21 protein-coding genes are annotated in these 16,595 nt (G+C 73.7%); 10 read left to right on the top strand and 11 right to left on the bottom strand.

The genetic code is table 11. The features are described from left to right. Window positions 1–6: 6 nt before the first annotated feature. From thpR to GGQ55_RS12290, 5 genes are all read right to left on the bottom strand, one after another. The gene (gene thpR, locus GGQ55_RS12310; protein ID WP_246324430.1) at window positions 7–552 is read right to left on the bottom strand and encodes an RNA 2',3'-cyclic phosphodiesterase; all 546 of its coding nucleotides are present in this window, start codon (window positions 550–552) and stop codon (window positions 7–9) included. Window positions 553–569: 17 nt separating this feature from the next. Further along, a complete protein-coding gene (locus GGQ55_RS12305) occupies window positions 570–863 on the bottom strand; it encodes a hypothetical protein (RefSeq protein WP_179717074.1) in 294 nt (97 codons plus the stop codon). A gap of 133 nt (window positions 864–996) precedes the next feature. Next, on the bottom strand, window positions 997–2,322 hold the full coding sequence (locus GGQ55_RS12300) for an MFS transporter (protein ID WP_179717072.1): 1,326 nt from the start codon (window positions 2,320–2,322) through the stop codon (window positions 997–999). A 44-nt stretch (window positions 2,323–2,366) separates the two neighbouring features. Continuing rightward, window positions 2,367–2,801 (bottom strand): MarR family winged helix-turn-helix transcriptional regulator, encoded by a 435-nt coding sequence (locus GGQ55_RS12295; protein WP_179717070.1) that lies wholly within the window; start codon window positions 2,799–2,801, stop codon window positions 2,367–2,369. A gap of 22 nt (window positions 2,802–2,823) precedes the next feature. Further along, a complete protein-coding gene (locus GGQ55_RS12290) occupies window positions 2,824–4,344 on the bottom strand; it encodes an NCS2 family permease (RefSeq protein ID WP_179717068.1) in 1,521 nt (506 codons plus the stop codon). A gap of 104 nt (window positions 4,345–4,448) precedes the next feature. Between GGQ55_RS12290 and GGQ55_RS12285 the strand changes: the two genes are divergently transcribed. Beyond that, the gene (locus GGQ55_RS12285) at window positions 4,449–4,670 is read left to right on the top strand and encodes a DUF2530 domain-containing protein (protein ID WP_179717066.1); all 222 of its coding nucleotides are present in this window, start codon (window positions 4,449–4,451) and stop codon (window positions 4,668–4,670) included. A gap of 27 nt (window positions 4,671–4,697) precedes the next feature. Here GGQ55_RS12285 and GGQ55_RS12280 read toward each other — a convergent pair whose 3' ends face one another. Then, entirely contained in the window at window positions 4,698–5,471 is a 774-nt protein-coding gene (locus GGQ55_RS12280; protein WP_436277830.1) for a DUF3027 domain-containing protein, read from the bottom strand. Window positions 5,472–5,627: 156 nt separating this feature from the next. Here GGQ55_RS12280 and GGQ55_RS12275 point away from each other — a divergent pair, with 156 nt between their 5' ends. Both GGQ55_RS12275 and GGQ55_RS12270 read left to right on the top strand, forming a co-directional pair. Further along, window positions 5,628–7,115, top strand: coding sequence for an MFS transporter (locus GGQ55_RS12275; RefSeq protein WP_179717062.1), 1,488 nt, complete (start codon window positions 5,628–5,630; stop codon window positions 7,113–7,115). A gap of 23 nt (window positions 7,116–7,138) precedes the next feature. Then, window positions 7,139–7,600 (top strand): DUF2771 family protein, encoded by a 462-nt coding sequence (locus tag GGQ55_RS12270; RefSeq protein WP_366489165.1) that lies wholly within the window; start codon window positions 7,139–7,141, stop codon window positions 7,598–7,600. Here GGQ55_RS12270 and GGQ55_RS28720 read toward each other — a convergent pair. Further along, window positions 7,597–7,992, bottom strand: coding sequence for a cold-shock protein (locus GGQ55_RS28720; RefSeq protein WP_179717061.1), 396 nt, complete (start codon window positions 7,990–7,992; stop codon window positions 7,597–7,599). The two genes, GGQ55_RS12270 and GGQ55_RS28720, sit on opposite strands and share 4 nt — an antisense overlap. Before the next feature lie 140 nt (window positions 7,993–8,132). Between GGQ55_RS28720 and GGQ55_RS12260 the strand changes: the two genes are divergently transcribed. Then, a complete protein-coding gene (locus tag GGQ55_RS12260; RefSeq protein WP_179717059.1) occupies window positions 8,133–8,480 on the top strand; it encodes a YidH family protein in 348 nt (115 codons plus the stop codon). Window positions 8,481–8,485: 5 nt separating this feature from the next. After that, window positions 8,486–8,794, top strand: a complete 309-nt coding sequence (locus tag GGQ55_RS12255) for a DUF202 domain-containing protein (protein WP_366489163.1) — start codon at window positions 8,486–8,488, stop codon at window positions 8,792–8,794. Here the strand turns inward: GGQ55_RS12255 and GGQ55_RS12250 are convergent. Beyond that, window positions 8,785–9,345 (bottom strand): nucleotidyltransferase family protein, encoded by a 561-nt coding sequence (locus GGQ55_RS12250; protein WP_179717055.1) that lies wholly within the window; start codon window positions 9,343–9,345, stop codon window positions 8,785–8,787. The genes GGQ55_RS12255 and GGQ55_RS12250 overlap by 10 nt on opposite strands. A 77-nt stretch (window positions 9,346–9,422) precedes the next feature. Here GGQ55_RS12250 and GGQ55_RS12245 point away from each other — a divergent pair, with 77 nt between their 5' ends. Together GGQ55_RS12245 and GGQ55_RS12240 are read left to right on the top strand one after the other, a co-directional pair. Then, on the top strand, window positions 9,423–10,190 hold the full coding sequence (locus tag GGQ55_RS12245; protein ID WP_179717053.1) for an endonuclease/exonuclease/phosphatase family protein: 768 nt from the start codon (window positions 9,423–9,425) through the stop codon (window positions 10,188–10,190). 45 nt (window positions 10,191–10,235) lie between these two features. Beyond that, window positions 10,236–10,547: a hypothetical protein gene (locus GGQ55_RS12240; RefSeq protein WP_179717051.1), complete on the top strand. Its 312-nt coding sequence runs from the start codon at window positions 10,236–10,238 to the stop codon at window positions 10,545–10,547. A gap of 172 nt (window positions 10,548–10,719) precedes the next feature. On the opposite strand, the gene GGQ55_RS12235 is transcribed toward GGQ55_RS12240, so the two are convergent. From GGQ55_RS12235 to GGQ55_RS12225, 3 genes are all read right to left on the bottom strand, one after another. Further along, complete coding sequence (locus tag GGQ55_RS12235) at window positions 10,720–12,375, bottom strand: AMP-binding protein (protein WP_179717049.1); 1,656 nt, start codon at window positions 12,373–12,375, stop codon at window positions 10,720–10,722. Between the two features lie 5 nt (window positions 12,376–12,380). Next, window positions 12,381–12,593, bottom strand: coding sequence for a hypothetical protein (locus GGQ55_RS12230; RefSeq protein WP_179717046.1), 213 nt, complete (start codon window positions 12,591–12,593; stop codon window positions 12,381–12,383). A 114-nt stretch (window positions 12,594–12,707) separates the two neighbouring features. Further along, window positions 12,708–13,232, bottom strand: coding sequence for a hypothetical protein (locus tag GGQ55_RS12225; protein WP_179717044.1), 525 nt, complete (start codon window positions 13,230–13,232; stop codon window positions 12,708–12,710). Window positions 13,233–13,282: 50 nt separating this feature from the next. Here GGQ55_RS12225 and GGQ55_RS12220 point away from each other — a divergent pair, with 50 nt between their 5' ends. The 3 genes from GGQ55_RS12220 to GGQ55_RS12210 all read left to right on the top strand — a co-directional run bounded on the left by GGQ55_RS12220 (window position 13,283) and on the right by GGQ55_RS12210 (window position 16,531). Then, on the top strand, window positions 13,283–15,553 hold the full coding sequence (locus tag GGQ55_RS12220; RefSeq protein ID WP_179717042.1) for a helicase C-terminal domain-containing protein: 2,271 nt from the start codon (window positions 13,283–13,285) through the stop codon (window positions 15,551–15,553). Between the two features lie 64 nt (window positions 15,554–15,617). Next, window positions 15,618–16,166 (top strand): dihydrofolate reductase family protein, encoded by a 549-nt coding sequence (locus tag GGQ55_RS12215; RefSeq protein ID WP_179717040.1) that lies wholly within the window; start codon window positions 15,618–15,620, stop codon window positions 16,164–16,166. Then, complete coding sequence (locus GGQ55_RS12210; protein ID WP_179717038.1) at window positions 16,163–16,531, top strand: nuclear transport factor 2 family protein; 369 nt, start codon at window positions 16,163–16,165, stop codon at window positions 16,529–16,531. The genes GGQ55_RS12215 and GGQ55_RS12210 overlap by 4 nt, the downstream gene beginning before the upstream one ends. Window positions 16,532–16,595: the final 64 nt, after the last annotated feature.

Genomic DNA, 16,595 nt, shown 5'->3' with positions numbered 1-16,595 from the left:
CGGCACCTATCCGCCGACGGGCCACGTGGCGACGGGGTCGTAGCGGGGCGTCGGGCCGAGATGGCTCTCCAGCAGGAGCACCTCGCGCACCGGCCACCGCGGGCCGGCGTAGCCGGCCAGCCGGTCGGTCAGCGCGGCGTCGGCGGGGCGGCCCGGTCGCCAGCGGCCCACGGTGAGGTGCGGTCGGTAGGGCCGCTCCTCCACCTCCAGCCGCAGCCGCCGCGCGACCGCGGCCAGCCGTTCGGCCAGGTCGGTCAGCGGTCCGACGTCGCCGTCCAGACCGACCCAGGCCACCTGGGGACGACGACGCGAGCCGAACCTGCCCCCGCCGGCCAGCCGCAGCGTCATCGCGGGTGCGGTCGCCACCGCCGGGCCTGCCGCCTCCACCAGCGGCGCGACCAGCCGGGCCGGGACCGAGCCGAGGAACAGCAGCGTGAGGTGCCAGCGGTCGGCCGGCGTCCACCGCGGCTCCCCCGGCGCCCCGCGCACGGCCGACAGCGCCGTGTCCAGGTGGGCGCGCGCCTCCGCGGACGGGTCGACCGCGAAGAACAGCCGCGGCTCGGCGGAGCTCAGCCGTGCACCACCAGTCCGGCGCCTTCGAGGGCGGCGAGGATGCGCAGCCGTTCGATGTCGCGGGCGATGCCGACCGGCGTGCCGGGGAGCGTGTGCTCCACCTCCAGCAGCGCAGCGGCCTCCATGAGGACGGCGTCGTAGGCGAACCACAGCGCCTTCCACCGGACCAGCGGCGCACCGGCCGGGACGAGCTCGAACTGCCGCGAGAGCCGGCGCAGATCGGCGGCGACCAGCTGGATCGGGCGGCGGACGGGGTCGACGTTCGGGCGCACGCGGTTGCCACGCAGCACATGGCGGTCCCGCCGGGGTGGGTGGTCACGCCGTCCCCGGCGGAGCGCCCATCGGTCGAGCAGCAACGGACCCTCCCGGTACGACCGGACGCGTGCGGAAACCGTACTCCGGACCAGGCGCTGCGCCATCCGGTCAACCAGCAGCGCGCGTGGTCGCCGACGCCGACCCGGCGGCGGCCTCCTCGGCGGCCCGCAGCGGGGCCGACGGCACGCCGACCCGCAGCGCCAACCGGGGCGGGGCGACGCCGGCCTCGAGCCGGACCTGCCGGCCGCGCGCCAGCCACAGCCCGACGCCGCCCGCGGCCAGGACGACGACGATGCCGCCGATGATCAGCCCCCACGGCGCGCCCCAGTGCTCGGCGATCCAGCCGATCACCGGCGCCCCGACGGGCGTGCCGCCCATGAAGCACATGAAGTAGAGCGCCATGACCCGCCCGCGCATCTGCGGATCGGCGCCGAGCTGGACGAAGCTGTTGGCCGCCACGCTGTAGATCAGCGCCGAGGCGCCGGCGGGCACGAGCATCACGGCGAACGAGGCGTAGCTCGGCATCAGCCCGGCGACGACGGTCAGCACTCCGAAGACCATCGCGGCGATCACGAGGAACCGCTGCCGCGGACGGGCGCTGCGCCGGGTGGACAGCAGCGCCCCGGTGAGCGAGCCGATGGCGAAGGTGGTGGAGAGCAGGCCGAAGTCCTGCGCGCCGAGCCCGAACGTCTCGCGGGCCATGAGCGCGATCGTGACCTGGAAGTTGAAGCCGAAGGTGCCGATGATCAGCGCGAGCAGCATCGCGAGCACCAGGTCGGGGTGGGCCGCGGTGTAGCGCAACCCCTCGCGCAGCTGCCCCTTGGCCCGGGCGACCGGTGCGCTGCGGCGCAGCTCGCTCGCGCGCATGAGGACCAGCGCGCCCATCGTGAAGGCGAAGCTGCCGGCGTTGACGAAGAACGCCGGCGCGGTGTCGCCCCCCGAGGCCCCGATCAGCAGGCCGGCGACGGCCGGGCCGATCAGCCGGGCGCCGTTGAAGATCGTGGAGTTGAGGCTGACCGCGTTGGCCAGCAGGTCCGGCCCGACCATCTCGGAGACGAACGCCTGGCGGACCGGCGCGTCGATGGCCGAGACCGCGCCGAGAAGCGCCGCGAGCACGAACACGTGCCAGAGGGCGATGCCCCCGGTGGCGACCAGCAGGCCGAGCACCAGGGCGAGCACGCCCATGAGGCCCTGGGTGATCAGCAGCACGCGGCGCTTGTCGTAGCGGTCGCCGAGCATCCCGCCGTACATGCTCAGCAGCAGCGTGGGCCCGAACTGCAGGGCGGTGATCAGCCCGAGCGCGACCCCGCTGTCCCCGGACAGCTGCAGCACCAGCCAGTCCTGGCCGATGCGCTGCATCCACGTGCCGGTGTTGCTGAGCAGGTTCGCCGAGGCGTACAGCCGGAAGTTGCGCACCCGCAGCGAACGGAACATGCCCGTCCCGCCGCGGGTGCCGGGTTGATCAGCGCTCGTCTACCTCACCCACTGGCCAGCTTGTCGATGATCACTGCCGCCTCCCGCAGCACCGCGCGCTCCTCGGCGGTGAGCTGCTGCAGCTGCCCCGACAGCCAGGCCTCGCGGGCCCGGGCCTCGGTGGCGAGCAGCTCGTCGGCCGCCGGCGTCAGGTCGATGACCACCTGGCGGCCGTCGGTCGGGTGCGGGGTGCGGGTCACCAGACCCATGCCCTCGAGCGCCACGACGACACGGGTCATCGACGGCGGCTGGACCCGCTCGTGCGCCGCCAGCTCGCCCGGGCTCATCGGCCCGAAGCGCTTGAGCGTCGACAGCGCGGCGAGGTGCGTGAGCGTCACCGAGGTGTCGACCCGCTGGCCGCGCAGCCGGCGGGAGAACCGCATGACGGCGAGGCGGAGGTCGTGAGCGAGCGCCGCGGTGTCCAGCGTCGTCCGACTCACGATAGTTAGCTTACCTCAGGAATCAGAGGATCTGGGTCAACGGCTCGATCGCGAAGTAGATGACGAACAGCACCGCGATCAGCCACATCAGCGGGTGGACGTCCTTGCGGCGGCCGGTGACGGTGCGCAGCAGGACGTAGCTGACGACGCCGGCGCCGATGCCGTTGGTGATCGAGTAGGTGAACGGCATGAGCGCGATCGTCAGGAACGCCGGGATCGACAGCGTCAGGTCGTCCCACACCAGGAACCGGACCTGGCTGATCATCAGCGCGCCGACGATGACCAGCGCCGGGGCGGCCGCCTCCGAGGGCACGACACCCACCAGCGGGCTGAAGAACATCGCGACCAGGAACAGCACGCCGGTGACGACGCTGGCCAGACCGGTGCGGGCGCCGTCGGCGACACCGGAGGCGCTCTCGATGTAGGTCGTGTTGGACGAGACGCTGCTCGCGCCACCGGCCGCGGCGGCCAGGGAGTCGACCAGGAGCACCGGCTGCGAGCCGGGCAGGTTGCGGTCCTCGTCGAGCAGGTCGCCCTCGGCGCCGACCGCGGTCACCGTGCCGACGGTGTCGAAGAAGTCGGCGATCATCAGCGCGAAGACGATGAGCAGGGCGGAGATGATGCCGATCCGGCTGAACCCGCCGAACAGCGAGAAGTGGCCGATGATCGACAGGTCCGGCGAGGAGACGACGTCGGACGGGAACTTCGGCACCTGCAGCGCCCAGCCGTGCGGGTTGGAGCCGTCGACGCCGCGCGCGCCGATGTCGGCGATCGCCTCGATGACGATCGCCAGGACCGTCGAGACGACGATGCCGATGAGCAGCGCGCCCTTGACCCGCCGGACGACGAGGACGGCGGTCAGCAGCAGGCCGACGACGAAGACCAGCAGCGGCCAGCCGGCGAGGTTGCCGTTGACGCCGAAGCTGATCAGCGCGCCCTGCCCCGGCCGGATGACGCCGGCATCGGCCAGCCCGACGATGGTGAGGAAGAAGCCGATGCCGACCGCGATCGCCGTCTTCAGCTGGGCCGGGATCGCCTCGAACACCGCGCGACGGAAGCCGGTGAGCACGAGGAGCGTGATGAGCAGGCCCTCGAGCACGATCAGGCCCATGATCTCGGGCCAGGTCATCTGGGTGGCGGCGTAGACCGCGACGATCGCGTTGATGCCCAGCCCGGCGGCCAGCGCCAGCGGGTACCGGCCGACGACGCCCATGAGGATCGTCATCACCGCGGCGACCAGCGCGGTCACGGCGGTGACCGCGGCGAACGGCAGCTTGTTCCCGTTGATGTCCGCGCCCGACAGGATGATCGGGTTCAGGATCACGATGTAGGCCATCGTGAAGAACGTGGTGATCCCGCCGCGCACCTCGCGGCCCACGGTGGAGCGGCGCGCGGTGATCGAGAAGTAGCGGTCGAGACCGTTCTTGGGACGGGCGCGCGGACCCTCGCTGCGGCGCGGGGCCTTGGTCACCACCTCGGCGGGGGTCCCGTCGTCGGCGCTCGACGCGGTGGCGCCCTTCGTCGGGCGGGACTTCTCGGCCATGGTGCTACTCCCCTGAGACGGGTCGGTGACGAGCGGCGACAGCGTGTCACACGGCGTGTCCCGCCCTGCGCAGGCCCGTGCGGTCGTGGCCGTACTGTTGCGCGGTGCCCGCGCCCACGCGTCCCGCTCCGCCCCCGCTGAAGGTCGACACCACCCGGGTCGTGCTCATCGGGACCGGGCTGTGGGCGGTGGCCCTCGTCGTCCTGCTGATCCTCGGCGACCGCGTCGACCGGATGTGGACCTGGACCTGCGTCGCGGCGATCGTCCTGGCCGTCATCGGCCTCGGCATCATGAAGTGGCAGGGCCAGCTCGGCCGCAAGGACTGACAGCAGAAGTCGCGACTTCTGCCGGGGTCAGATCACGTCGAAGTCGGCGGTGTCGTAGCGCGCGGTGAGCTCCACCTCGCGGGTGTCCGCGGGCACGAGCGTGGCCTGGCTGTGCGCGCCGCAGCCGTAGTCGACGGTCACGACGCGGCCGTCGGCCGGGGCGTAGGCGTTGCCGCAGGCACCCAGCCGGTCGCGCAGAGAACCGGCCAGCGGCAGCCAGAACCCGCAGGTCCCGCAGTGGCCGGGAGCGTGCCGGGCCATCGCCGACCGGGGACCGAAGTCGCCGGCGGCCCACCGGCCGACCGCGTCGTGGCGGCCCTCCCGGGACATGACCCGCTCGCGGCCGAGGCCGATCTCGTCGGCGACCACGCGGCCCGCGGGGTCCTCGGCGGAGTCGTCCGGGGCGGTGTAGCTGGGCACGAGGCGCGGGTCGTCCTCGGTGGAGGGCAGGACGTCGCCGACGGAGAGGTCGCCGGGGCGCAGCCGCTCGTGCCACGGCACCCACGCCGGGGCCAGCAGCGCCTGGTCGCCGGGCAGCAGCACGACCTCGTCGACCGTGACGTCGTCCTCGGCCGGGACGTGCGCGAGGGTGACCGCCCAGTGCCAGCCGACGTAGCCGGGCAGGCGGCTGGCGAAGGTGTGCGTGACCACCTCGCCGAGCTCGGCGGCCCCGGTCGGCTCGTGGACGGCGCCGAGGTGCTCGCCCACCAGCTCCGGATCGCCGGCGGTCTCGACGGCGGCGGCACGCGCCTTGTCGACGGCGGCGATCAGGACGTTCCCCTGGGAGGACGGCGTGGACACGCCCTCCATGCTCCCAGATGCCGACGCCGACCCGGTGTCAGGTTCGTGGGGCACGATGGACGCGTGTTCGCCAATCGTCCCGGTGCGCGACGTCGCGGCCGCCCCGATGACGAGCGCGTGGTGCCCGGGCAGCCGGGCCCGCAGCACACGACCCCCATGCCGCTGCCCCAGTGGGCCGCTCAGCAGCCGCCGCCCCAGTACGGGCCGCCTCCTCAGTACGGACCCCCGCCCGGTGGCCATCCCCCGCCCCAGTCCCCCACCGTGCCCGACGCCGCCCTCCCCCCGCCGCCCCCGCCGAAGGCCACCGTCACCCGGGTCGCGGCGTCGCGCACCAGGGAGCTGACCGGCAACGCGGTGCGCCGGGTGCAGGCGGCCAGCCGGGCCGACGGCGCCGGCGAGAGCGGCCTGACCCAGCTGCTGTGGGTCAACGCCCTGCACATGGCCGGCGACGCGATGATCGCCGTCTCGCTGGCCGGCACCCTGTTCTTCGCGGCCACCACCGACGCGCAGCGCGGCAACGTGGCGCTGTACCTGCTGGTCACGATGGCGCCGTTCGCCGTCCTGGCCCCGGTGATCGGCCCCGTGCTCGACCGGCTGCAGACCGGCCGGCGGTGGGCGCTGGCCGCCAGCGCGCTGGGCCGGGCGCTGCTCGCGCTGGTGATGGCCGCGCACTACGACGACATCTGGCTCTACCCCGCCGCGCTCGGCGTCCTCGTGCTGTCCAAGGCGCACAACGTGCTGCGCGCCGCCGTCGTCCCGCGGGTGCTGCCCCCGCAGATGTCGCTGACCTCGGCCAACGCCCGGCAGTCGGTGTTCGGCCTGATCACCGCCGGCATCTTCGGCGGCCTCGCCGCGGGGATCGCGAAGGTCTTCGGGTTCACCCCCGAGCTGTACGTCACCGCGGCGGTGCTCGCGGTCGCCGGCGTCCTGGCGCTGCGGCTGCCCAAGCACGTCGACGTGCCCACCGGCGAGCAGCCCGCCGACGTGCTGTCCACCGGTCCGCAGCCGGACGGTCGCCGCCGGCGCCAGGTCAACCCGCACGTCGTCCTCGGGCTCCGGGCGAACGCGGCGCTGCGCGGGCTCGGCGGCTTCCTCACGATCTTCTCCGCGTTCCTCGTGGAGGGCACGGTCGAGGGCGGCTGGCCGGCGACGTTCGCCCTCGGGGGCATCGCCGCCGCGGCCGGTGCCGGCAGCATCCTGGGGACGGCGATCGGCTCGCGGCTGCACGCCGTCGACCCCGACCGCCTGGTGCTCATCTCCGCCGGGGTCGCGACGGCGGTCACCGTCGTCGCGGCGTTCTTCTTCAGCCTGCCGATGGCCGCGCTCGTCGCCGGCGTCTCCGCGGTCACCAACGCACTCGGCAAGGTCGCCCTCGACGCGATCATCCAGCGCGAGGTGCCCGAGTCGCTGCGTGCGTCGGCCTTCTCCAAGTCCGAGACGATCCTGCAGCTGGCCTGGGTGATCGGCGGCGGCATCGGCATCGCGCTGCCGGCGATCGGCTGGCTCGGGTTCACCGTCGCCGCGGCGCTGCTGGTCCTGGCCGTGGGCCTGATCCTGTTCAGCCTGCACCGCGGACGGCGGGCGGCCGCACAGCCGGTCCGGCCCGAGGCCCCCACCACGCCGATGGGTGAGCAGTGGGGCTGAGGCACGCGACCGCTGTCGGCACGGTGCTCCTCGCGGTCCTGACCGGTTGCGGCAGCACGGGCAGCTCGTCCGACGGCCCGCCGACGGTCACCGTCGAGACGGGCAGCCAGACCGTCACGGTCAAGCCCACCCAGTACTGCCTGGACGGCGACGGCCGGCGCTACGACACCACGCCGCCGGTGATCGAGGTCTCCCCCGACTCGCCGATCACGTTCACGGTGCCGAAGGACGTCGCCGCACAGGGCTGGAGCGTCCAGGTCTTCGACGACAAGCTCGAGGAGAAGATCGGCTCGGTCGACGTCGGCAAGGGCACGACCGTGTTCGACCGGATCAACAGCTCCGACGTCGTCCCGGCTGCCTTCTACCTCGTGGTGGTCGAGGACAAGGGCGGCCCGTGCGGCGTCTTCTCCGGCGCCTGGCCGGTCGGCTTCATCCGTCCCGGCAGCCGGACGACGGGCACCGGCAGCGCGACCCCGTCGGGTTAGCTCTCCAGGTCGCCGGCGACCGCGCGCAGCACCGCGGCGACCTTGCGCGACTCGGCCCGGTCGGGGTGCCGGCCCCGACGCAGCGTGTTCGACACGTCGTCGAGCAGCTTGATCAGGTCCTCGATGATCGGCACGAGCTCGTCGGGCTTCTTGCGGCTGGCCGCGGCGTGGGTGGCCGCCACCGACGGCAGCGGGTCGAGCACCCGCACCTGCAGCGCCTGGTCGCCCCGTCGTCCCGCGACGATGCCGAACTCGACCCGCTGCCCGGGCTTGAGCTCGGTGGTGCCGGTCGGGAGGGCGTCCTTGTGCACGAAGACATCCGGCCCGTCCTCACGGGACAGGAAGCCGAACCCCTTCTCCGGGTTGAACCACTTGACTCTGCCGGTGGGCACGTTGGATCCCTCAGTCACTCTCTGCGGTCCGGTCCACGGACCGGTGGACGGCGCGGCGCGCCGGCCGCTCGTGCCCAGGTTAGCCGCCGCGTCGCCCGGTCCGACCAGTTGATTTCCGCGGCGCGCCCTAGCCTGGCGCGGTGAGCGAGCCCGACCACCCCGACTACCGGTTCACGCTGGCCAACGAGCGCACCCTGCTCGCCTGGCTGCGCACCGGCCTGGCCCTGGTCGCCGGCGGGGTCGCCGTCGCCACCTACGCACCCGACCTGGGCGTTCGCTGGGGCAGCACCGTGCTCGCGCTCGTCCTCGTGCTCATCGGCCTCGGTGCCGCGCTCGGCGGGTACGCCCGGTGGCGGGCCAACGAGGCCGCGATCCGCGCCGGCCGCCCGCTGCCCGACAACCGCATGGCACCGGCGCTGGTCGCCGTCGTCGCGGGGGTCCTCGTGGTGGCGCTGGCGCTGGTCGCCGTCGAGCTGCTGCGGCGGTGACACCGGTGGAGACCCAGCCCGAGCGCACCGGCCTCGCCTGGCAGCGGACCGCGCTGGGCGTGCTCGGCGTCGCGGGGCTGATCGCGCACGGCGCCCTCCTGGCCGGCGACCTGCTGCTGGTCCTGCTCGCCGGCGGGGTGGCCCTGCTCGGCCTCGCGCTGCTCGGCGCCGTCGCTCCCCGGCGCTACCGCGGGGTGCTGCGCGCGATCGACGCGGGAGAGGACGCGGTCACCCGGCGCTCGGTGCCGCTGGCCGTCGGTGTCGTGGTGGTGGCGGCGCTGGCCGCGGCGGTCGCCGTCCTCGCCTACTCCTGAGCCGGGGCGACGCCCAGCCGGTCGAGCAGCTGCAGGAAGACGACGGCGAAGTCGTTGGTCGCGACGTCGCGGCGCACCCGCGGCCAGTCGACCTGCTCGCGCAGCGCCCGGGCGACCGGCAGCAGGCGGGCGAAGTCGCAGTAGTGCTCGTCGAGGGCCATCAGCTTGGTGACGACGATGTCGGTCGCACCGAGCACCGGCATGATCACCGAGAGGACCGGGAGCTCCTCGGCGCGGTCGAGCAGGTCGCCCTCCACCGGGTGGCCGCAGGTCCGCCACAGGACGTCGACGAACGTGTGCTCGCCGACCACCTTGAGCAGCCAGTCCTCGGCCGGGTCCGCGACCTCGAGCCCGGCGTCGGCGAGCGCCTTGGCGGCCCGCTCGGCGTCGGCCTCGGGGACGAGGAAGTCGGCGTCGTGCTCGGGTTCCGGCGCTCCGCGGGCCCAGGCGGCGTACCCGCCGCACAGCGCGAAAGGGACGCCGTCCTGCTTGAGCGCGACGGCCGTCCGCTTGAGCAGCTCCCGGACCTCGTCCCGCTCCGCCGACGTCACGCAGGCCTGCTACCCCCGCTGACCTGCCCGGTGAACCTCGGGCGGTAGATCACCGCCGCACGGGGCACAGGGCATGCGTGCGCATCGCGACCTTCAACATCCTGCACGGACGGTCGCTCGACGACGGCCAGGTGGACGTGGACCGCCTCGCCGACGCCGTGAAGACGATCGACGCCGACGTCCTGGGCCTCCAGGAGGTCGACCGCGACCAGCCGCGGTCGATGAACGCTGACCTGACCGCGGTCGCGGCCGAGGCGATGGGCGCGGTCGACTCGCAGTTCGTCGCCGCGCTGTCGGGCACCCCGGGCGGCACGTGGATGGCGGCGACCGGCGAGGAGCAACCCGGCTCGGCCAGCTACGGGATCGGGCTGGTCTCCCGCCTGCCGGTCGTCTCGTGGCGGGTGGTCCGGTTGCCGGCGCTGCGCGCGAAGGTGCCGATGTGGTTCAAGGGCCGGCGCCGCCCGATCATGGTCAGCGACGAGCCGCGGGTGGCGGTCGCCGCGGTGATCGAGGGCCCCGGCGGGCAGCTCACGGTGACCAACACGCACCTGTCGTTCATGCCGGGCTGGAACGCGCTGCAGCTGCGCCGGCTGGTCCGGTCGCTCACCGGCACCGTCGAACCGCTCGTCCTCATGGGCGACCTGAACATGGAGCAGCGCCAGGCCGCCTCGGTCAGCGGGCTGCGGCTGGTCGCCACCGCCGACACCTTCCCCGTCGACTCGCCACGCCGGCAGCTGGACCACGTGCTGGTCCGCGGCCCGCTGCGCGCGACAGGGCCGGCGACCGCGCTGCGGCTGCCGCTGTCGGACCACCGCGCGCTGGTGGTGAGCGTCGACGTCGGGTAACAGGCACCGCGTGCGAGCGTCGGGGACCCGGGGCATCATTCCGGCATGGCCCGATGGTTCAGCCTGGCAGCCGCGGCGGTCCGCCTCATCGGCGGCGTGATCGGGGCGGTGATCCTGATCCACGCAGCCTTCGTGCTCTTCGGCGCGAACCCGGCCAACACGCTGGTCCAGTTCACCACCAGCTGGCGGGACAACTTCGGCTGGTTCACCAAGGACCTGTTCTCGACCACGAACCCGAAGTTCGGCGAGGCGATCAACGACGCCCTGGCCGCGGTGATCTACATCGTGGTGGCCAGCCTGATCTCCAAGCTGATCGTCCGCCTCGCCCCCGCCGAGAAGGCCAAGGCCAAGTCCTGAGCGTGCTTTCGCGCGCTTAACCGCGCGCGGTTAAGCGCGCGAAACCGCGGGGCTCAGGCGTTCGGCCGCGGTTTTGCGGTGTTGTGGCAGCTTTCGCGGTCCTGCAGGACCGCAAGAGCTTGCAGAACACCGCAAGAGCCGGGCGATGAGCCGTCTGCGGCGCCGAAGCGGGTCAGGCGTTCTTGACGGCGGCGGCGGACTGGAGGCCGAGCTCCTCGACGGAGACCTCGCGCATCTCGACCTTGCGGATCTTGCCGGTGACCGTCATCGGGAACTCCTCGACGACCTTGACGTAGCGCGGCACCTTGTAGTGCGCCAGCCGGCCGCTGCAGAACTCGCGCAGCGCCTCGGCGGTCAGCGGCTCGGCCTCCGGGCGCAGCCGCACCCACGCCATGAGCTCCTCGCCGTAGCGCTCGTCGGGCACGCCGATCACCTGCGCGTCGACGACGTCGGGGTGGGTGTAGAGGAACTCCTCGATCTCCCGCGGGTACACGTTCTCCCCGCCGCGGATGACCATGTCCTTGATCCGGCCGACGATGTTCAGATAGCCCTCGGCGTCCATCGTCGCGAGGTCGCCGGTGTGCATCCAGCGGGCGCGGTCGATGACCTCGGCGGTCTTCTCCGGCTCGTTCCAGTAGCCGAGCATCACCGAGTAGCCGCGGGTGCAGAACTCGCCGGTCTCCCCGCGCGGGACGGTCAGCCCGGTCTCCGGGTCGACGATCTTCACCTCGAGGTGCGGGTGCACCCGGCCCACGGTGGAGGTGCGCCGGTCGAGGTCGTCGTCGGCACCGGTCTGGGTGGAGACCGGTGAGGTCTCGGTCATCCCGTAGCAGATGGTCACCTCGGTCATGCCCATCTCGTCGACGACCCGCTTCATCACCTCGACCGGGCACGGCGAGCCGGCCATGATCCCGGTCCGCAGCGAGGAGAGGTCGTAGTCGGCGAAGTCGGGCAGGCCCAGTTCGGCGATGAACATGGTGGGGACGCCGTACAGCGAGGTGCAGCGCTCGTCCTGCACGGCCTGCAGGGTGGCCGCCGGGTCGAAGCCGGGCGCCGGGATGACCATCGTCGAGCCGTGCGAGGTGCTGCCCAGGTTGCCCATGCCCATGCCGAAGCAGTGGTAGTAGGGCACCGGGATGCACACCCGGTCGGCCTCGGTGTAGCCGCAGCCCTCGCCCACGAAGAACCCGTTGTTGAGCAGGTTGTGGTGGGTGAGCGTGGCGCCCTTCGGGAAGCCCGTCGTCCCCGAGGTGTACTGGATGTTGATCGGGTCGTCGGCCGACAGCTCGGCCTCCCGGCGCTCCAGCAGCGAGCGGTCGCCGGCGCGGCCGGTCTCCATCAGCCGCTCCCACTCCGGGTCGCCGATGAACAGCACCTCGCGCAGCTCGGGGCAGTCGCCGCGGACCTCGGCCACCATCGCGCGGTAGTCGCTGGTCTTGAACGACGGCGCGGCGACCAGCACCGAGATGCCTGCCTGCTTGAGCACGTACGCCAGCTCGTGGGTGCGGTAGGCCGGGTTGATGTTGACCAGGATCGTGCCGAGCTTCGCCGTCCCGAACTGGACGAACACCCACTCGGCGCAGTTGGGCGCCCAGATGCCGACCCGGTCGCCCTTGGCCACGCCGAGCGCGTCCAGGCCGAGCGCGCAGGCGTCGACGTCGGCCACCAGCTGCGGATAGCTCCAGCGGCGGCCGGTCGCGCACTCGACGAGCGCCTCGTGCTCGCCGACCCGCGCCGCCGTCCGATCGAGGTTGGCCCCGATCGTGTCCCCGAGCAGCGGCACCGTGGAGGTTCCGCTCGAGTAGGACGGCAACGCGGGCGCGGTCATGTCGGTTACTCCCCTGCCATCAGTCCGGCGCGGTTCGGCTTGTCGGTCGGGTGGGCGTAGCGGAGGGCGCTGACCGGCAGCGGGAAGCTGTGGTCCTCACCGAACGGCGACAGCGGGCCGGCAGGCTCCGCGGTGAACTCGCTGACCGGCGGGCCCCCCTCGGTGTTGCGCCCCCAGGTGGGCTCGACCAGGTGCTGGTTCTTGGCCTTCTTGGCCATGTCGCCTCCGTGTGTCCGGCGCGCCGGGCGGCACGCACTCCGGGCACATCATCCCGCGCAGCGCACCACAGACGCAGGAGGACCGGTAGACCCCTGCAACCTTCGTGTTGCGTTTCAGTGGGGGACGGTGCGCGCGCCGACCAGCGTGCCGAGCCCCTCGGCGGTCAGCACCCACTGCCGATCCCCCACCGGAGCGGCGAGGATCTCGGCGCCGTCGAGCTTCTGCACGGCCCGCGTCCGCCAGATCGCCGTGCTCAGCAGCCGCAGGTGCACGCGGGTGTCGTCGGGGTCGAGCTCGTCGTAGCCCTCCGGCTCGAACGCGACGATCGCCGGCCCGGCGATCCGCAGCCGCCCGGTCCGCCAGACGGTCGCGGCCAGGGCGTGCCGCCAGCGGGTGGTGCGCACGAGCGCCCCGATGCCGGCGATCGCGCCCGAGATGCCGAACAGCACCAGGGCCAGGACGGCGAAGCCCAGCAGCGAGTAGTGCCGGCCGGTGTCGCCGACGAGGGCGACGGTGGCCGCGCCCAGCAGGATGCCGAGGACGACGGCCATGACGCCGCCGCCGAGCCAGCGCAGGGCACCGGCCTGGTGGGCGGCCAGCGCCGTCGCCGTCTGGGGGTCCTCCGCGGCCGGTCGCACCCCTCCATGGTCCCGCACGTGCGCGGAGCCGCCGTCGTAACGTGGACCGGATGTCCGCCGACGGCCCCCTCACGCTCGCTGCCTGGCTGCGCACCCGCAGCGACGAGCAGCTCATGGCGCTGCTGGCGGCCCGGCCCGACGTCGCCCGCCCCGCGCCGAGCGACGTCGTGGCGCTGGCCAGCCGGCTCGCCGTCCCGGTGTCGGTGGACCGCGCGCTCGACGAGCTGGACGCCGCCACCCTCCAGGTGCTCGACGTCGTCCTGCTCGCGCCGACCGACGGCGTGCCCGCCGACGAGCTCCCCGCGCGCCTGCCGGAGCTGCCCGACGAGGTGCTCGACGCGGCGCTCACCACGCTCACCGACCGCGCCCTGCTCTGGGGGGACGACGTCCTGCGCGCCCCCGAACCGGTGCGCCGCGCCGTCCGCTACCCGGCGGGGCTGGGCCGGCCGGCCACCGAGATCCGGCTGGTGCTGCCCGCCGACCTGCCGAAGGCGCTCGGCGAGCTGCCCGCCGACGAGCGCGCGGTCCTCGATCGGCTGGCCGGCGACCGGCCGGTGGGTCACCTGCCCGACACGTCCGGAACCGGCCCCGCGACGCCGGCCCGCCGGCTGCTGACCACGGGCCTGCTCGCGCGGATCGACGCGCTCAACGTCGAGCTGCCCCGGGAGATCGGCCTGGCGCTGCGCGGGTCGCAGCCGTTCGGCGCGCCCCGGCTGCGGCCGGAGCCGGCCGTGGTGCACCGGGACCAGGCGATCGTCGACCGGCAGGCGGCAGGAGCGGCGCTGGAGTCGATCGGCCGGATCGGCGAGCTGCTCACGGCACTCGAGGAGGAGCCGGCCGGGCTGCTGCGCAGCGGCGGCGTGGGAGTGCGCGACCAGAAGCGGCTGGCCCGGGTGCTCAAGGTGAACGAGCCGGACGCCGGCTGGTACCTGGAGCTGGCGCACGCCGCCGGCCTGCTCGACGTCGGCGGGCCGCACCGCGACGAGTGGCTGCCCACCCGTGCCTACGACCTGTGGCGCGACCTCGACCTGCCCTCGCGCTGGGCGGCGCTGGCCTCCGGGTGGTTGACCAGCACCCGGCTGCACTCGCTGGTCGGGCAGCGCGACGTCGCCGGCAAGGCCGTCAACGCCCTCTCCCCCGATCTCGTCCGGCACACCGCGCCGACGATCCGGCGGCCGACGCTGGAGACGCTCGCCGAGTACCCGACCGGCACCGGGCTCGCCGACGACGACCTCGTGGCCCTGCTGCGCTGGCGGACACCCCGGCGCGGCGACCGGCTCGCGCCGGTACCGGACATGCTCGCCGAGGCGGCCCGGCTGGGGGTGGTGGTCGGCGGGGTGCTGTCCACGGCCGGCCGGGGGTTGCTCGCCGGCGGTGAGGACGGCGCGGCCGACGGCATGCGCGGGCTGCTGCCCGACCCGGTCGACCACGTGCTCGCCCAGCCGGACCTCTCGCTCGTGGCGCCGGGACCGCTCGTGGCCGACCTGGCCGACACCCTCGCCGTCGTCGCCGACGTGGAGTCCTCCGGCGGCGCGACCGTCTACCGGGTCTCGGAGTCCAGCGTGCGGCGGGCGCTGGACGCCGGCTGGGCCGCGAACGACCTGCACGAGTTCTTCGCCCGGGCCTCGCGCACCCCGGTGCCGCAGGCGCTGGACTACCTCGTGGACGACGTCGCCCGGCAGCACGGGCGGCTGCGGGTGGGCTCGATCGAGTCCTACGTCCGCTCCGACGACACCGGGCTGCTCTCGCAGGTGCTCAACGACCGGCGCACGGCCGGGGCGGAGCTGCGCCGGCTGGCCCCGGGGGTGCTGGTCAGCGCGCTCGGCGCCGACGAGGTGCTCACCGTGCTGCGCGAGGCCGGCTACGCGCCTGCGGGCGAGTCGCCGGGCGGCGCCGTCCTCACCCGCCCGCCGGGCCGACCCCGCGCGCTGGGCCGGCGGCACGCCTCGGAGGCGGTCGCCGTGGGACGCCCGCTCAACCTCGGCGAGCTGGCGACCACGGTGCGCGAGATCCGGGCCGGCGACGCGGCGCTCTCCGCGCGGCGGACCGAGGCCGTGCGCCAGGTGCCCGGCGTGACCACCGCCGGAACCCTGGAGCTGCTCTCCCGCGCGGTGCGGGAGGGCATCCCGGTCTGGCTCGGCTACGTCGACGCGCAGGGCAGCGGCAGCCAGCGCGTCGTCCGACCGGTGTCCCTGGCCGGGGGGTTCCTGCAGGGCTACGACGAGCGGCGCGGCGAGGCCCGCACGTTCGCCGTCCACCGGATCACGTCGGTCGCGCTGGTCGACGAGGACGACGAGGAGCTGTCGGCCGGCAACCGATGAGAAGCTCGTCCGGCCGTCGTCTGCACCACGACACCGACCGCACCGAGCAACCGAGGAGCACGCGATGGGCGCCATCAAGGTCCACGAGTTCACCACCGTCGACGGCGTGGTCGACGTCCCGATGTGGACGGCCGACTACGGCTTCCCCGACGACCTGTCCGCCACCATCGGTGCGCTGACCGGCTCGGCGAAGGGCATCCTGCTCGGCCGCCGCACCTTCGAGATGTTCGCGCCGGCCTGGTCCACGCGGACCGTCGAGCAGGACCCGGGCGCGCCGTTCTTCAACGACACGACCAAGTACGTCGTCTCCGCAACCCTCGACGACGCCGAGTCCGTGTGGCGGAACTCGACCACGGTGGGCTACGACGTCGACCGGCTGCGCGCCCTCAAGGACGACGTCGGCGACCTCTACGTGAGCGGCAGCGCCACCCTGGTGCGCGCGCTGCTGGCCGACGGGCTGGTCGACGAGCTGCACCTGTTCGTCTACCCCGTCGCGCTCGGGACCGGCATCCGGCTCTTCCCGGACGGCGCACCGCGCACTCCGCTGGCGCTGCTCGGCGCCGACCGGCTGAGCAACGGCGTGGCGCACCTCGTCTACGGTCCGGCGGCGTGAGCGATCCCTTCACCGCCTTCCGGGCAGCCGTCGAGCGCGACGACATCGACACGGCCGTCGCGCTGTTCGCCGAGGACGTCGTCTTCCACTCGCCGGTGGTGCACAAGCCCTACGTGGGGCGCGAGGCGCTGGGCGCGATCCTGCGTGCGGTGACCACCGTCTTCGAGGACTTCCGCTACACCGGGTCGTACGGCGCGGACGACGGGCACGTGCTGCGGTTCGAGGCCCGGGTGGGCGACCGCGAGCTGGAGGGCGTCGACATCCTCCGGGCCGCCGACGGCGTCCTCACCGAGCTCACTGTGATGGTGCGGCCGTACTCCGCCGCAACCGCCCTGCGGGAGCGGATGGCGGCCCTGCTGCAGTAGGCGACCCCGCGGACGGGACGAACCCGTCGGCAGGCGGCGTTACCTTGGGGAGTCCGGCGCGAAC

The sequence above is a fragment of the Petropleomorpha daqingensis genome (assembly GCF_013408985.1).
GTDB classification, from domain to species: domain Bacteria; phylum Actinomycetota; class Actinomycetes; order Mycobacteriales; family Geodermatophilaceae; genus Petropleomorpha; species Petropleomorpha daqingensis.
This window is presented reverse-complemented; position numbering and strand designations above follow the sequence as displayed.

Bases quoted from the DNA above. Each gene is read 5' to 3' on its own strand.
- GGQ55_RS12235 (WP_179717049.1), bottom strand. From the start codon at position 12,375: ATGACCGCGCCCGCGTTGCCGTCCTACTCGAGCGGAACCTCCACGGTG.
- GGQ55_RS12275 (WP_179717062.1), top strand. From the start codon at position 5,628: ATGCCGCTGCCCCAGTGGGCCGCTCAGCAGCCGCCGCCCCAGTACGGG.
- GGQ55_RS12220 (WP_179717042.1), top strand. From the start codon at position 13,283: ATGTCCGCCGACGGCCCCCTCACGCTCGCTGCCTGGCTGCGCACCCGC.
- GGQ55_RS12300 (WP_179717072.1), bottom strand. From the start codon at position 2,322: ATGTTCCGTTCGCTGCGGGTGCGCAACTTCCGGCTGTACGCCTCGGCG.
- GGQ55_RS12215 (WP_179717040.1), top strand. From the start codon at position 15,618: ATGGGCGCCATCAAGGTCCACGAGTTCACCACCGTCGACGGCGTGGTC.
- GGQ55_RS12290 (WP_179717068.1), bottom strand. From the start codon at position 4,344: ATGGCCGAGAAGTCCCGCCCGACGAAGGGCGCCACCGCGTCGAGCGCC.
- GGQ55_RS12240 (WP_179717051.1), top strand. From the start codon at position 10,236: ATGGCCCGATGGTTCAGCCTGGCAGCCGCGGCGGTCCGCCTCATCGGC.
- GGQ55_RS12230 (WP_179717046.1), bottom strand. From the start codon at position 12,593: ATGGCCAAGAAGGCCAAGAACCAGCACCTGGTCGAGCCCACCTGGGGG.